The organism is Ruegeria faecimaris, assembly GCF_900182615.1.
Lineage (GTDB): Bacteria > Pseudomonadota > Alphaproteobacteria > Rhodobacterales > Rhodobacteraceae > Ruegeria > Ruegeria faecimaris.
In genome coordinates, this window is record NZ_FXTE01000002.1 from 112,479 (window position 1) to 126,691 (window position 14,213).

The following is a 14,213-nucleotide window of genomic DNA, read 5'->3' on the forward strand; positions in this document are numbered from 1 at the left end:
CTCAGGCGTAAGTGATACTCAGGACTTCATAAGAACGTACACCGCCAGGTGTGCGTACTTCGACACTGTCGCCTTCGTCCTTTCCAATCAGGGCGCGGGCAATAGGGGATTTGATGTTCAGCAGGCCGGCTTCGATATTGGCCTCATATTCCCCTACAATCTGCCAGGTCTTTTCCTCGTCAGTGTCTTCGTCAACAAGCGTGACCTTGGCGCCAAATTTGATAGCACCGGACAGTTTGGCAGGGTCGATCACATCGGTCAGTGAAAGGATGCCTTCCAACTCTTTGATGCGGCCTTCGATAAAACCCTGCTTTTCCCGGGCCGAATGATATTCGGCGTTTTCTTTCAGGTCACCCAGTTCCCTGGCCGAGGCGATGGCTTCGATAATAGCTGGCCGCTCGACGGATTTTAGGTTCTTGAGTTCGGCCTGAAGCGCAGCATTGCCCGCAGGCGTCATGGGAATTTTTTCCATATTCTTGTCGTCCACGCTGAAATTGTAACGCCCCGCCGCATGGAACCAGCGTCGGGGCGATTTGATGGGTTGGCAAATACCTGACCCAAATGATGCGTGAAATGCAAGAGGTCAAAGAAGACAGCAAGCTGGATTTGCGACTTAACGCCGTTGAATTGGGCGCCGTGGGCACCTGTTACGCTGTCCAAACAGCTGACCGCGCTGCCATTTCCAGGTGGTTGAGGCCATCCAGAGTGTTTCAAGCATATTGCACCACCTCAAACTCGATGCCGTTCTCATCATCGAAATAGAACCGCCTGCCGGGCTCGTAATCTGCATGCGACTTGGGGGTGAAACCTGCTTTGACCACCTTGTCTTCGGTTGCGTCGATGTCTTCGACCAGAACGCCGACATGATTCAGCCCCCCGATGATGTCATAGCTGCTTTCACCCGATGGTTTGGGATCGCTGGGTGCATAAAGCGCCAGGTAGGTATGTGCGCTACCGACATGCACGGTATAGCCACCCGCGATTGCAGGGCCTTCCCAGCGGGTTTTCCAACCGAAGACGTCCTGCATCCATTTTGCCGAAGCCTGCGGGTCGCGGACGGTGAAATTGGTGTGTTCAAGTGTCGCCATCATGGGATCTCCTATTCAATTTGAGGCTTGTCCCGACTCACCGTAATTTCTAAACCTAACTTTAGGTCAAGGAATTTTTTGAGGGCGAGATGGCGATTTCAGAGGGGCTGGCAATAGGCGCTTTGGCCCAGCGCACCGGGCTGGCGGTTTCAGCGATCCGATATTACGAGGCGCAGGGTCTGATCGCCCCATGGCGCAATGCGGGTGGGCAGCGGCGATATCAGCGCGCCGACATAAGACGGTTGAGTTTTGTGATGATAGCGCAGCAATTCGGACTAACCCTGCCCGAAATCCGAGAAGTCCTGTCCGGCTTGCCCGGAAATCGTACACCAACGCCGCAGGATTGGAAAAACATCAGCAAGGATCTGCGGTCGCATCTGGATCAGCGAATCGATACGTTGATGCGCCTGCGTGACAATCTGGACGGATGCATTGGTTGTGGGTGCCTTAGTTTGCCCAAATGTGCTCTTTACAATCCTGATGACCGTGCCAAATCCAAGGGAAGTGGCCCCAGATACCTGATGGGTGACACTCCGGACACGTGATCTGCCGCATAGCGGCATAGTTACGCCGTGTTTCGATTGACCTGTGGCTTTCCCAGCATGTAATCAGCCGTGAAACAAAATTGCGCCGACCGTGCGTTAGATGCGCCAATTCGGAAAGTTAGCGAAGGAGCCCGCAATGGCCGAGATTGAACGCGAAGCGATGGAATATGACGTGGTGATCGTGGGCGCCGGCCCCGCGGGACTGTCGGCGGCCATCCGTCTGAAACAGCTGGATGCCGATTTGAACGTCGTCGTTCTGGAAAAGGGCTCGGAGGTGGGTGCGCATATCTTGTCAGGTGCGGTGCTGGACCCGTGCGGCCTGGATGCGCTGATACCGGACTGGAAGGAAAAAGGTGCGCCGCTGAACACGCCGGTTACCGAAGATAACTTCTATATGCTGGGTGAGGCCGGAAAAATCCGCATTCCGAACTTCCCGATGCCGCCGCTGATGAACAACCACGGCAACTATATCGTGTCGATGGGCAATGTCTGCCGCTGGATGGCTGAACAGGCCGAAGAGCTGGGCGTGGAAATCTTCCCCGGCATGGCCTGTTCCGAGCTGGTCTATGGCGACAATGGTGAAGTCAAAGGCGTTGTTGCCGGTGTCTTCGGCCTTGAGGCCGATGGCTCCTACGGCCCGAACACCGAGCCGGGCATGGAGCTGCACGGCAAATATGTCTTGTTGTCCGAAGGTGTCCGCGGGTCGCTGTCCAAGGAAGTGATCGCGAAATACGATCTGCAAGCCGGAAAAGAAGTCCAGAAATACGGCGTTGGCATGAAAGAGATCTGGGAGATCGACCCGGCCAAGCACAAGGAAGGCACCGTCACCCATACGATGGGCTGGCCCCTGGGCAGCAACGCGGGCGGCGGATCGTTCATCTATCACCTGGAAAACAATCAGGTCTATGTCGGGTTTGTGGTTCACCTGAATTACAAGAACCCGCACCTGTACCCCTATATGGAATTCCAACGCTTTAAGCATCATCCGATGGTGGCCGAGCTGCTGAAAGGCGGCAAGCGCGTGGCTTATGGCGCTCGTGCTATTACTGAGGGTGGATATCAATCGATGCCCAAGCTGGTCGCGCCAGGCGTGGCGCTGCTGGGCTGTTCGGCGGGCATGGTCAATGTGCCGCGCATCAAGGGCAACCACAACGCGATGCTGTCTGGCAAAGCTGCGGCCGAGGCGGCATTTGATGCCATCAAAGCCGAGCGTTCGGGCGATGAATTGACTGTCTATGAAGCAGATGTTCGCGAAGGTGCCATCGGCAAAGACCTCAAGAAAGTGCGCAACGTCAAACCGATGTGGTCAAAGTGGGGTCTGATGCCCTCGCTGGCGCTGGGCGGTTTGGACATGTGGACAAACACTCTAGGCTTTTCGCTGTTTGGCACTCTGGGCCACGGCAAGAACGACGCGGAATCGACTGAAGAAGCCAGTAAACATAAACCGATCGACTATCCAAAGCCGGATGGCACGCTGTCCTTCGACCGCCTGACCAACGTCTCGTTCGCGATGACGAACCACGAGGAAAGTCAGCCTTGCCATCTAAAACTGTCGGACCCGGCGATTCCGGTCAGTGTCAATCTGCCCGAATTCGACGAACCGGCACAGCGCTATTGCCCGGCGGGCGTGTATGAGATGGTCGAGGATGAAAATGGTCCGCGATTCGTGATCAACTTTCAGAACTGTGTTCACTGCAAGACCTGCGACATCAAAGATCCCAGCCAGAATATCACCTGGACCACGCCACAGGGAGGGGATGGTCCGAACTATCCCAATATGTAAGCGAAAAATGGGCAATGGCGGCGTCGTGAAGGCTCTGCCATTGCCTCTTTCTGGTCAAAGCCCTAGCTTATTGCGCAACCGACAATCGCAAGGCAGGAATTTGGTGACTTTTCTCATTCGTCGCACAGCGTTGGCTGTGCTGTTTACCACGTCATTCGCCATTCCGGCTTATGCCGACACTGGGTTCGGTGCGTATCTTGCCGGGCGTCAGGCGATTTTTCAGGACGACTATACGGCGGCTGAGAAATATTTTGCGCAAGCATTGCGCGCAGATCCTCAAAATGACCGGTTGCTGGAGAATGTCGTCGTTGCGCGCTTGTCGCTGGGCGAGGTTAAGCGCGCTTTGCCGATTGCCCAAACCATCGAAGAGTTAGGTCTGCCCAACCAGCCCGCGAAAATGGCGATTGCCGCTAATCTGGTGGCTGAAGGCAAGCTGGATGAACTGCTGGCCCGCGACCCCGAAACGCAAGGCGTCGGGCCGCTGGTTGACGGGTTAATATTGGGCTGGGCCCATATGGGCCAGGGTGCGATGACCAGCGCGCTGGAGCAGTTTGACCAAGTTGCAGCGCAGGAAGGTCTGCGCGAGTTCGCGCTTTACCACAAAGCTTTGGCACTGGCCTCGGTCGGAGACTTTGAAGGCGCCGAAGCAGTCTTTGCGGCCGATAATGGTGTTGTGGCGCGATTTACCCGCCGCGCAGCGCTGGCACGGACCGAGGTTCTGTCGCAGCTGGACCGCAATGAGGATGCGCTGCAGTTTCTGGATGACGTGTTCGAGTCGGGCTCTGATCCCTCGATTGAAGGGTACGAAGCGCGTCTGAGCGCTGGCGAAACGCTGCCCTTTACTCATGTCCGCACATCGCAGGACGGTATCGCAGAAGTGTTCTTTTCCGTGGGAGCCGCGCTCAGCAGTGAGGCGGCTGAGAATTACGTCTTGCTTTATGCGCAGGTCGCAGCCTTTCTGCGCCCGGATCACGTGGACGCAATCTTGTTGAGTGCCGAACTTTTGGACGAGTTGGAGCAATACGATCTTGCCGTCGAAGCGTATCGCAAAGTGCCCACGAGCAGCAGTGACTATCACGCTGCTGAACTGGGCCGGGCCGAGGTGCTTGTCACGGCAGGCAAAACCGATGCGGCGGAAGAAGTCTTGCAGACCCTTGCGACGCAGAGACCGGATCTGCCAAGTGTTCACGTGGCGCTGGCTGATTTGCAAAGACGTGAAGAAAGCTATGCTGCGGCTGTCGAAACCTATAGCACAGCGATTGAATTGATTGATGCTGATGGTGGCGGCAACTGGTTCCTGCACTACGCCCGTGGTATCTCGTACGAGCGACTAAAGCAGTGGGACAATGCTGAGGCCGATTTCCGCCGTGCGCTAGAACTTAACCCCGACCAACCGCAGGTCTTGAATTATCTGGGTTATTCGCTTGTAGAACGGCGCGAAAATCTGGACGAAGCGCTTGGCATGATCGAACGCGCCGTCGCCGCACGCCCTGGTAGCGGATATATCGTCGACAGCTTGGGATGGGTTCTGTTTCGACTGGGCCGCTATGAAGAGGCGGTCGAGCATATGGAGCGTGCCGTCGAGCTGATGCCGGTAGACCCAGTGGTGAATGATCACCTGGGTGACGTTTACTGGGCCGTGGGCCGCGCACGCGAAGCCGAGTTCCAGTGGAAGCGGGCATTGTCTTTCATTGACCTCGAAGACGCCGATGGTGAGGCCGACCCCGAGCGTATTCGCCGCAAGATCGAGGTCGGGCTGGACGAGGTTCTGATCGAAGAAGGTGCCGCGCCGCTGAAGGTCGCCAATGAAGGCTAAGGCTTTCGCGCCCGCCAAGATCAACCTTACCTTGCACGTCACCGGCCAGCGCGTGGACGGCTATCACCTGTTGGATTCGCTCGTGGTGTTTGCCGATCTGGGCGATACGCTGCATTTCACCGCAGGTGAGGCGCTGTCGATCTCTGTCACCGGCGAACATGCGGCGGGTGTGCCAAGCGATAGTCGCAATCTGGTGTGGAAAGCCGCCGAGGCTGCAGGCTGGACTGGGCATATTGACCTGAACAAAGTGCTGCCGCATGGGGGCGGGATCGGTGGCGGTTCTTCCGATGCCGCCGCAACTTTGCGGATGATAGAAGATGAGGGTGGAGCTATTCCGCCGGGAACTGCGCTGCGCCTAGGGGCGGATGTTCCTGTTTGCACGTCGGCCAGTCCCAACCGTATGCGCGGCATCGGAGAACGTTTGGACCCAGTCACGCTCCCGCATCTACCGGCCTTGTTGGTCAACCCGGGCGTAGAGGTTCCAACCCCTGCTATTTTCGCGGCTTTGCAATGCAGGGAAAACCCGCCTATGGCAGAGGAAATACCCGTATTTGAGGCTCCTCAGGATTGCGCCGAATGGTTGGGAAAACAGCGAAACGACCTGGAAAGTCCGGCCACTTCTCTGGCTCCCGACGTCGCGCAGGTGCTGGACGCACTAAAGGATACAAAAAAGACGCTGTTGTCGCGCATGTCGGGGTCAGGATCGACCTGTTTCGCGCTGTACCCGACGATGAAAGCTGCCCATTTTGCCGCCTATGAGATTGGCGCAGCCCACCCCGACTGGTGGTGCCGTGCGGTTCAGCTTAACTAAGGCGCGCGACAACGAAGTCTGCCAAATCGCTTAGCAGGGTACGGATCTCATGGTCGGGCAGAATGCCTAACGACGCCTTAGCCTTGTTGGCCCAGCCAAGCGCATCTTTTCGTGTCGCCGCAAGCGTGCCGTATTTACCCATGAGACCAAGAGCGGTTTCGAGGTCACCGCTCTCTTGACGGCCCCGGCCTATGGTGCGCTGCCAGAAGGCGCGTTCTTCGGGGGTGGCCTGCGCCACCGCCTTGATCACTGGCAGCGTCAGCTTACGCTCGCGGAAGTCGTCGCCGACATTCTTGCCGGTCGCTTTGCTGTCGCCCTGATAATCCAGCAGGTCATCAGCGATCTGGAAGGCAATCCCCAGCGCATCGCCATAATCGAAGAGCGCCTTGACCTGGGCCTCTGACGCTTGGGCGATGACCCCGCCCACCTCGGTTGCGGCTGAGAACAAGGCTGCGGTCTTGCCGCGCACAACCTGAAGATAGATGGCCTCATCCGTGCCCAGATCGGTTGCAGCAGTCATCTGTAGCACTTCGCCCTCGGCGATCGTGGCAGACGCATTGGCAAGGATGTCCAGAACCCTAAGAGACCCGGTCTCGACCATAAGCTGGAAGCTGCGTGAGAACAGGTAATCCCCAACCAGAACGCTGGATTTGTTGTCCCAAAGCAGATTCGCTGTTGGCCGTCCGCGCCTTTGTGCGCTTTCGTCGACAACATCGTCATGCAACAGGGTCGCGGTGTGGATGAACTCAACCGTTGCCGCCAGACGCAAATGATGGTCCCCAGCATAGTCGAACAGCCGCGCCGCGGCCAGTGTCAGCATCGGACGCAGGCGCTTGCCACCCGCTTCGACCAAATGTGCGGTGACTTCGGGAATGCGGGGCGCGTGTTCTGAGGCCATGCGCGTGCGTATCAGGTCATTGACCGCGTCCATTTCACCCGAAAGAATCTCGGCCAGCCGCTCATGCGGTTTTGAGACTGTGCTGATGTTCATCACACTCCTGATACAAGGCTCGACTTCCGCCTCACCTTGCCCTTACATCCATCCCCATGAAAGAACTTTTGCGCAGCACTGATCCGACGATCCTGGCCTTTGCATCCGCCCTACTTCAGGGCGAGGATATAGACTGCTTTCAGATGGACGTAAATATGAGCATCCTAGAAGGCGGCATCGGTATTTTCCCGCGTCGCCTTATGGTGCGGACCGATGATTTGACCCGCGCTGAACGGGTGATGCGCGACAACGAGATCCCGCTGGGCCGATGACGCAATTCACTGACCCAGAGCTAAGTTTGAACGACTTTCTGAATGGGCGCGTTCGGCTTTGGCAGCCCCTGTCCGGCTATCGCGCCGGGGTCGATCCTGTCTTGCTGGCGGCAGCGGTGCCGGCCAAGGCTGGGCAATCCGTGCTGGAGCTGGGATGTGGCGCTGGTGCCGCCATCTTGTGCCTGATGGCGCGCGTGCCGGGATTGAACGCCACGGGTGTTGAGCTGCAATCGCCCTATGCCGATCTGGCCACCCGCAACGCGGATCAGAATGCGCAGGCGCTGACAGTGGTGCAGGCCGATCTGAGCAAACTGCCCGCTGAACTGAAACAACAGCAGTTCGATCATGTGATTGCGAATCCGCCCTATTACTTGGCCGGTGCCCACAGCCCTGCGGCGGACTCGGGTCGCGGAATTGCCTTGGGCGAGGATACACCGTTGCGCGATTGGTTCGATTGTGCGGCAAAGCGCCTTGCACCGCGGGGCTATCTGCACATGATCCAAAAGGCCGATCGGTTGCCAGACATGCTGTCAGCCTGTGCGGGGCGGCTTGGCTCAGTCGAGGTTCTGCCTCTGGCCGCGCGGGCAGGTCGGAAGGCTCAATTGGTGGTCCTTAGGGCCAGAAAAGGCGGTCGGTCTGCGTTTCAACTGCATGCCCCGCTGATTTTGCACAAGGGTGTGCGTCACGAAAAAGACGGCGAAAGCTATACCTCTCAGATATCGTCCGTTTTGCGCGACGGTGCTGCGCTGAACGGGTTTTCGGATCAATAGGCGCCAACCAGCCGAATTTGTCAGATTTATTATAGAATCTGTGCGTCTGCAGCGTGACAGGCTGGAAACGATGTGCTCAACTTCCTACGTTATTCAGAGACACCAATGAAGGAGTATCGCCATGAGCGTGAGCGCACATCTGACGGAACTGAAGAAGAAGCACGAAACTCTCGGTCTCGAAGTAGAACAAGCCCAGCGCGCGCCAGGCATCGACGATCTCCATATCGCTCAACTCAAGAAACAGAAGCTAAGGCTTAAGGAAGAGATAGAGCGACTTTCCAGTTAACTTTTAAGGCTGGCGCGCGCGGCTATGGCCGCGCCGCCGGTGACCAGGATGGCTGCGATTGCCAGACCCCAGGATGGGGCTGCGATCCCGGCAACCACCAAAACGACGGTAGACAACAGGGGCGCTGCATAAGAGGCGGTGCCAAGAATCTGAATGTCGCCTTGTTTGACCCCGATGTCCCAGACATAGAACGCCAGACCAACAGGCCCCAGCCCAAGTGCCGCGATCGAAGCCCAGCCAAAGGCCGTGCCCGGCCAAACGGTTTCTTCGATGGCTAGATGCAGACCACCCGAGGCGATGGCGGTAAAGATGCAGAACACAGCGACAGAGCTTGTGGGCGTATCCCCAAGACGACGGGACATAACGGAATAGCCCGACCAGGTCAGAGCACACAGCAGCGCCAGCCCGTAACCGGGTAGGTGGCTGGCCTGAAATCCTGCGCCACCACCCCCGGCGATGATCACAGCGGCCCCAGCAAAGCCCAGGCAGGCTCCGATCAGGTGCCCTGCACGCAGATGCTCGCCCGGTAGCAAACCTGAGAACAGCACAATCAACAGGGGCCAGAGATAAGCAATCAGCCCGGCCTCGGCTGCAGGGGCCATGCGCAGGGCCGAGAAGTAGAGTGCGTGATAGCCAAACAACCCGATGGTGCCAAACAGATAGGTGGTCCAACGCACGGTCCGCAGCTGCCCCAGCCCGCCATTGGCCCAGGTCCAGATCAGCCCCAGCGTCCCCCCGATCGAGAAACAGATCGTATTCAGCAAAAGCGCAGGAACGGGGGCTGAGCCGACGGTGAACAGGGCCAGAAGGGACCAGAGTAAAACGGCGACAAAACCGATAGTAGTGGCGCGGTTTCGGGTCATGCGGCTGACAGGTCCTCGACTGGAATGATGTCGAACTCATCGGATATATGTGCGGTCTTTTCAATCTCGGCCAGAAACCAATCCCGAAACGCCGCAATCTGAGGGCGGTTCTCGGCCCCCGAGAGGCACAGGAAGCGAAAGCGCCCCTTTGTTTCGATGGCGGTCTTGAAAGGTGCGACCAGCGTGCCTTCGGTCAGATCTTTCAGGATCATGGCCCGGCGGCCAAGCGCGACGCCAACGCCCGCAACAGCCGCGTCAATTGCGTGATCGGCGTTCGAAAACTCGGCACCATGGGTCGGGGTATGTGCGATGCCCACGGCCCTGAACCAGGCGGGCCAATCACTGGGTGGGGTCAGAAAGCGGATCGAGGCGTCATGGATCAACGGTGCATCCCGCAGGCTTTCCGGCGTGGTGAACTGGCGGGCGAGCTCGGGCGTCATGACCGGCGTCAGCCATTCCCGGCGCACTGGCACGGAATACAGCCCCTTATCCGCACCTTCGCCAAATCGGATGGCCACATCCACATCATCCCGTTCAAGGTCGATGATGCGTAACGTGGCCGAGAATTTCAGATCTATTTCGGGATGTGCGCGGGCAAATTCGTACAGGCGGGGCGCCAGCCATTTGGCCGTCAGGGCAGGGCCCGCTGTGACGGTCAGGCTAGTGTCGTCACCCTGTCTGCTCACGGCGCGCCATGCGGCTTGTAACGTGGCAAATCCATCCGCGGCGCCCGGGGCCAGGGTGCGCCCAGCCTCTGTCAGCTCCACCGCGCGGTTCAGGCGGTGAAACAGAGGGCGGCCCAAATGCTCCTCAAGGGATTTGATCTGAAAGGACAGGGCCGCAGGCGTTACATGCAGCTCTGCCGCGGCTTTGGCAAAAGACATGTGCCGGGCGGCGGCATCAAAGGCACGCAAAGCGGTCAAGGGCGGCAGGTAGTCGCTCATAGTATAGAAATTCTTAACTGAATGTTCAATAAAGCTCGTTTGCGGCTTTGCCAACTAGAGTTCATATTGCTCATAAGTCAAGGAAAACTGTTTTGAACTGAGAGGCTGCCATGATTGAGATGACAACAAATCCAGCTGCACAATCGGCGATTCTGCGCGCGCATGAGGCGCGGGGCAAAGCGGTTCTGAATGTGTTGAAGTGGATTTTCGGTTCCCGCTGATCGCAGCGCGCGCGGTCTTACGGGATAAAAGAAGGGCCGGTTCTGCTTAGAACCGGCCCGCTTGCATTTTGGCAGCCAACTTAGGCGAAGAACTGAGCACCATTGGCCGAGATGGTCGATCCGTTGATGAATTGCGAGTCTTCAGAGGCCAAGAAAGCAACGCAGCGTGCGATCTCTTCCGGTTCGCCCAGTCGGCCCGCTGGAATCTGGCTGATGATGGAATCACGAACCTTCTCGGGGACAGCCATGACCATTTCGGTTGCGATATAGCCGGGGCAGATAGCGTTGGCGGTGATGCCCGCGCGCGCGCCTTCCTGCGCCAGCGACTTCACGATTCCCAGGTCACCCGCCTTGGTTGCGGCATAGTTCACCTGAGCGAACTGACCCTTTTGACCGTTGATCGAGCTGATGACGATGACACGGCCAAACTTGCGCTCACGCATGCCAGGCCAAACCGGGTGAACGGTGTTGAATACGCCGGTTAGGTTGGTGTCGATCACCTGATGCCACTGCTCGGGTGTCATTTTGTGGAATGGGGCGTCCTTGGTGATGCCGGCATTGGCAACAACGATGTCGATCGGGCCAATCTCGGCTTCGACCTTTTCGATGCCCGCTTTGGATTCGTCATAATCCGCAACGTTCCATTTGTAGGTGGCGATTCCGGTCTCGTCGGTGAAATTCGCGGCGGCTTCGTCGTTCCCCGCGTAGGTGGCTGCAACATTGTACCCTTCGGCCCTAAGCGCCTTGGAAATTGCTGCGCCAATGCCGCGGGAACCGCCGGTGACGAGTGCTGTTCGTGCCATTTAGGAATCCTCCAATTTAAGTCGTCTTGGTAATGCTGTTACTATTCCGAACCAACCAGCGCAACAATATTGCGCAGGCAAGTTGCCGCAGCGCTGGGGTTTTTGGTTTCGCCTCAGGGTAGTGTGAGGCCACGATCTTTACCCAATGCACGGCAATAGTCGATCCAGTCCTTATTTTCGTTCAGCAGAGCCAAATTGCCAAAGCGAACGTGCCATGTCTCGGACAATCGAACCTGCGCGGACTGGATGTGTTTGTAGGGGTTCTTAATGCCTTCCATTGCGGCCTGATCACGAGCCTCCACAACGAATAACGCCGCGCTGGCAAGCACGGCGTCTGTGGTTGTTTGGTCCTTGTTCCGGCGTGCTCTCAGCTCGGCCAGCTCTGTAAAGATGACGCTGCACTCCGTCAGGCTGGTCGAAAGCGGTTGACGGTTCTGTGCGTCTGCGGCCCCTGCAAAGCAAATCACAAGGGCCGAAATAAGAGTGGGCCGAGAAGGCATTGTTAGATCAGTCGCGCTCGACACATAGGGCGACGCCCATGCCGCCACCGATGCACAGAGTCGCCAGACCTTTTTTCGCGTCCCGCCGCTTCATTTCGAACAACAGAGTGTTCAGAACGCGGCAGCCCGAGGCGCCGATCGGGTGACCGATGGCAATGGCGCCGCCATTGACGTTCACGATGGACGGGTCCCAGCCCATGTCTTTGTTCACTGCACAAGCTTGTGCGGCAAAGGCTTCGTTGGCTTCGATCAGATCCAGATCGTCAACCGACCAGCCCGCCTTTTCCAGCGCCTTTCGCGAGGCATAGATCGGGCCGACGCCCATAATCGACGGGTCCAGACCAGCGGTAGCATAAGATGCAATCCGCGCCAGAGGCTCAATCCCGCGCTTTTCGGCATTTGCCGCCGACATCAGCAGGGTCGCAGCCGCGCCGTCGTTCAGGCCCGAGGCATTGGCGGCGGTGACCGATCCGTCCTTAGCAAAAGCCGGGCGCAGTTTGGCCATGGCTTCCATGGTTGCGCCGTGGCGGATGTATTCGTCCTTGTCCATCACGATGTCACCCTTGCGGGTCTTGATGGTAAAGGGGGTGATCTCATCGGCGAATTTGCCTGCCTTCTGCGCAGCTTCGGCCTTGTTCTGGCTTGCGACGGCGAATTCATCCTGCATATCGCGGCTGATCTGCCACTTTTCAGCAACGTTTTCGGCGGTTTGACCCATGTGATACCCGTTGAACGCATCCCACAGTCCATCGCGGATCATTGTGTCGATATACTTCATGTCGCCCATCTTTTGTCCGGCGCGCAGAGCGGCGGCATGGGGCGACAGGGTCATGTTCTCTTGTCCGCCAGCAGCGACGATATCAGCATCGCCCAGTTGGATATGCTGTGCGCCCAGTGCCACGGCGCGCAGGCCGGATCCGCAGACCTGGTTGATGCCCCAGGCCGCGCTTTCTTGCGGCAGACCGGCGTTGATATGCGCCTGACGCGCCGGGTTCTGACCCTGGGCTGCGGTCAGAACCTGACCCAAAATTGTCTCGCTGACTTCGCCTTTTTCGATTCCGGCGCGTTCGACAACGGCTTCAAGAACGGCTGTGCCCAAATCATGGGCTGCGGTGTTCGCAAACGAACCACCAAAGCTGCCGACGCCTGTACGTGCGGCGGATGCGATAACTACATTGGTCATTATGATCAGTCCTTTACCGTCATGGTCCGGCGGAATGTCTGACGGCGCAGGTCGAGAGGTTCCCCCCGCAACAAGAGCGCCCCGTAATCCCCCGCTCAAGTATCACTGCAATAGCGCAATGCTGCATTTGCAGCAACGGGCAGCTTGTCTCAGGACCCAAGGTCTCTGGTTTTTTGGGGTTAACCCGCCGATTTCTGTTCGTTTTCCGTTTTCCAGGGCGCAGAAACCGTAGGTGCGCCGAACAGAAATCCTTGCAGACAATCGACGCCATTGGCCACCAAAAACTCAGCATCCGCCTTGGTTTCGACCGATTCGGCCGTGACCAGAATCTCAAATTCCCTTGCAACTGCGATCAGGGCACGAACCAGCGCCTGATTATCAGGGTTTTCACTGATGCCGCGGATGAATTGGCCATCAATCTTGGCGGCATCAAAAAGAAACTCGCGGAAATGGCGGAAGTAGAAATTGCTAGCACCAAAATCATCCAGCGCAAATGCAACGCCACGTGGTTGCAACCGGTCCATGAAATCAACCACGAGTTCCGGCACGGTCATGGCCGAACTTTCGGATATTTCAAGGATCAGCCTTTCACCGATACTGGCGTCTTTTTTCATGAACCGGTCAAGAACACGCGACCAACGTCCATATCCGATCGACCGTGCGGACATATTGATCGACATGCGGATGTCCGGGGTGCGCGCCAATGTGCGCAGGCCCATCTCAAGCGCGATGCAGTCCAATTCGCGGCCAATCGGGGTGTTTTCAAGCTGAGGCATAAATTCGCGTGCCGGGATGACACGACCGGTTTCATCCAGCACCCGGATGAAGCCCTCGTAGAAGGCGATACCATGTGGCGCGTTAGCCTGCATGACCGGTTGAAAGGCCAGTTTGCACTGTTTGTGTTTGACAGCATCCGTAGCCATCTGGATCGTTGAGTTGTCGCGCGACAGCACAGCCGCGTTTAACGGGCTGTCTGATCCTTCGGGTAAATCTGCCAGTTTCCTGTCCCGCATGATCGAAATCGCTTCCCTACCGTCGTCGGTCAGGATCCAATTTCAGGGCAAAGATGTGAATCTGCGGTTAATGGAAATGAAAATGTCAGCGGGCTGCGTCCAGAACACGTCCCAGAGATCTCGCGGCACCAATAACTGAACCCGTAAAACCCAGCACCATCATGGCCAGTCCAAACGCGATCAGCGTTGCGGTCCCGGCGGCCAGCGCTGTCAGCATTGCGAGAAGCAGGCCTATCAGACCTAAAACTGTGGAAAATGTTGTCCAACGGGTCATGATAATCTCCGGTCACTCGTAATGCACATCGTTTGGATATGTGCAGGCTG

General features: G+C 57.6%; 17 protein-coding genes. 7 read left to right on the forward strand and 10 right to left on the reverse strand.

The window, feature by feature from the left end; translation table 11 throughout:
• Window position 1 precedes the first annotated feature (1 nt).
• Both greA and FN806_RS06805 read right to left on the reverse strand, forming a co-directional pair.
• Window positions 2-472: a transcription elongation factor GreA gene (greA, locus tag FN806_RS06800; RefSeq protein ID WP_142635396.1), complete on the reverse strand. Its 471-nt coding sequence runs from the start codon at window positions 470-472 to the stop codon at window positions 2-4.
• Between the two features lie 238 nt (window positions 473-710).
• Complete coding sequence (locus FN806_RS06805) at window positions 711-1,091, reverse strand: VOC family protein (RefSeq protein ID WP_142635398.1); 381 nt, start codon at window positions 1,089-1,091, stop codon at window positions 711-713.
• An 86-nt stretch (window positions 1,092-1,177) separates the two neighbouring features.
• Here FN806_RS06805 and soxR point away from each other — a divergent pair, with 86 nt between their 5' ends.
• From soxR to FN806_RS06825, 4 genes are all read left to right on the forward strand, one after another.
• Window positions 1,178-1,633 carry a redox-sensitive transcriptional activator SoxR gene (gene soxR, locus FN806_RS06810; RefSeq protein WP_142635400.1) on the forward strand — a complete coding sequence of 152 codons (456 nt, stop codon included), beginning with the start codon at window positions 1,178-1,180 and terminating at the stop codon, window positions 1,631-1,633.
• A gap of 136 nt (window positions 1,634-1,769) precedes the next feature.
• Entirely contained in the window at window positions 1,770-3,416 is a 1,647-nt protein-coding gene (locus FN806_RS06815; RefSeq protein WP_142635402.1) for an electron transfer flavoprotein-ubiquinone oxidoreductase, read from the forward strand.
• Window positions 3,417-3,423: 7 nt separating this feature from the next.
• Window positions 3,424-5,232 carry a tetratricopeptide repeat protein gene (locus FN806_RS06820; RefSeq protein WP_142635404.1) on the forward strand — a complete coding sequence of 603 codons (1,809 nt, stop codon included), beginning with the start codon at window positions 3,424-3,426 and terminating at the stop codon, window positions 5,230-5,232.
• Entirely contained in the window at window positions 5,222-6,043 is an 822-nt protein-coding gene (locus FN806_RS06825; RefSeq protein WP_142635406.1) for a 4-(cytidine 5'-diphospho)-2-C-methyl-D-erythritol kinase, read from the forward strand. Before FN806_RS06820 ends, FN806_RS06825 begins: the two co-directional genes overlap by 11 nt.
• Here the strand turns inward: FN806_RS06825 and FN806_RS06830 are convergent.
• Entirely contained in the window at window positions 6,036-7,034 is a 999-nt protein-coding gene (locus tag FN806_RS06830; RefSeq protein WP_142635408.1) for a polyprenyl synthetase family protein, read from the reverse strand. The two genes, FN806_RS06825 and FN806_RS06830, sit on opposite strands and share 8 nt — an antisense overlap.
• A gap of 56 nt (window positions 7,035-7,090) precedes the next feature.
• Between FN806_RS06830 and FN806_RS06835 the strand changes: the two genes are divergently transcribed.
• The 3 genes from FN806_RS06835 (at window position 7,091) to FN806_RS06845 (ending at window position 8,362) form a co-directional block, all read left to right on the forward strand.
• Complete coding sequence (locus FN806_RS06835) at window positions 7,091-7,306, forward strand: putative signal transducing protein (protein ID WP_142635410.1); 216 nt, start codon at window positions 7,091-7,093, stop codon at window positions 7,304-7,306.
• Complete coding sequence (locus FN806_RS06840; RefSeq protein WP_142635412.1) at window positions 7,303-8,076, forward strand: tRNA1(Val) (adenine(37)-N6)-methyltransferase; 774 nt, start codon at window positions 7,303-7,305, stop codon at window positions 8,074-8,076. The genes FN806_RS06835 and FN806_RS06840 overlap by 4 nt, the downstream gene beginning before the upstream one ends.
• 121 nt (window positions 8,077-8,197) lie before the next feature.
• Complete coding sequence (locus FN806_RS06845) at window positions 8,198-8,362, forward strand: YdcH family protein (protein WP_142635414.1); 165 nt, start codon at window positions 8,198-8,200, stop codon at window positions 8,360-8,362.
• On the opposite strand, the gene yddG is transcribed toward FN806_RS06845, so the two are convergent.
• The 7 genes from yddG to FN806_RS06880 form a co-directional block, all read right to left on the reverse strand.
• Window positions 8,359-9,225 (reverse strand): aromatic amino acid exporter YddG, encoded by an 867-nt coding sequence (gene yddG, locus FN806_RS06850; protein WP_142635416.1) that lies wholly within the window; start codon window positions 9,223-9,225, stop codon window positions 8,359-8,361. The genes FN806_RS06845 and yddG overlap by 4 nt on opposite strands.
• The gene (locus FN806_RS06855; RefSeq protein ID WP_142635418.1) at window positions 9,222-10,169 is read right to left on the reverse strand and encodes a transcriptional regulator GcvA; all 948 of its coding nucleotides are present in this window, start codon (window positions 10,167-10,169) and stop codon (window positions 9,222-9,224) included. Before FN806_RS06855 ends, yddG begins: the two co-directional genes overlap by 4 nt.
• A gap of 301 nt (window positions 10,170-10,470) precedes the next feature.
• On the reverse strand, window positions 10,471-11,193 hold the full coding sequence (phbB, locus tag FN806_RS06860) for an acetoacetyl-CoA reductase (RefSeq protein WP_142635420.1): 723 nt from the start codon (window positions 11,191-11,193) through the stop codon (window positions 10,471-10,473).
• Window positions 11,194-11,306: 113 nt separating this feature from the next.
• The gene (locus FN806_RS06865) at window positions 11,307-11,693 is read right to left on the reverse strand and encodes a hypothetical protein (protein WP_142635422.1); all 387 of its coding nucleotides are present in this window, start codon (window positions 11,691-11,693) and stop codon (window positions 11,307-11,309) included.
• Between the two features lie 7 nt (window positions 11,694-11,700).
• Window positions 11,701-12,876: an acetyl-CoA C-acetyltransferase gene (locus FN806_RS06870; protein ID WP_142635424.1), complete on the reverse strand. Its 1,176-nt coding sequence runs from the start codon at window positions 12,874-12,876 to the stop codon at window positions 11,701-11,703.
• 179 nt (window positions 12,877-13,055) lie between these two features.
• A complete protein-coding gene (locus FN806_RS06875; RefSeq protein WP_142635426.1) occupies window positions 13,056-13,889 on the reverse strand; it encodes an EAL domain-containing protein in 834 nt (277 codons plus the stop codon).
• A gap of 85 nt (window positions 13,890-13,974) precedes the next feature.
• On the reverse strand, window positions 13,975-14,163 hold the full coding sequence (locus FN806_RS06880; RefSeq protein ID WP_142635428.1) for a hypothetical protein: 189 nt from the start codon (window positions 14,161-14,163) through the stop codon (window positions 13,975-13,977).
• Between the last annotated feature and the right edge of the window lie 50 nt (window positions 14,164-14,213).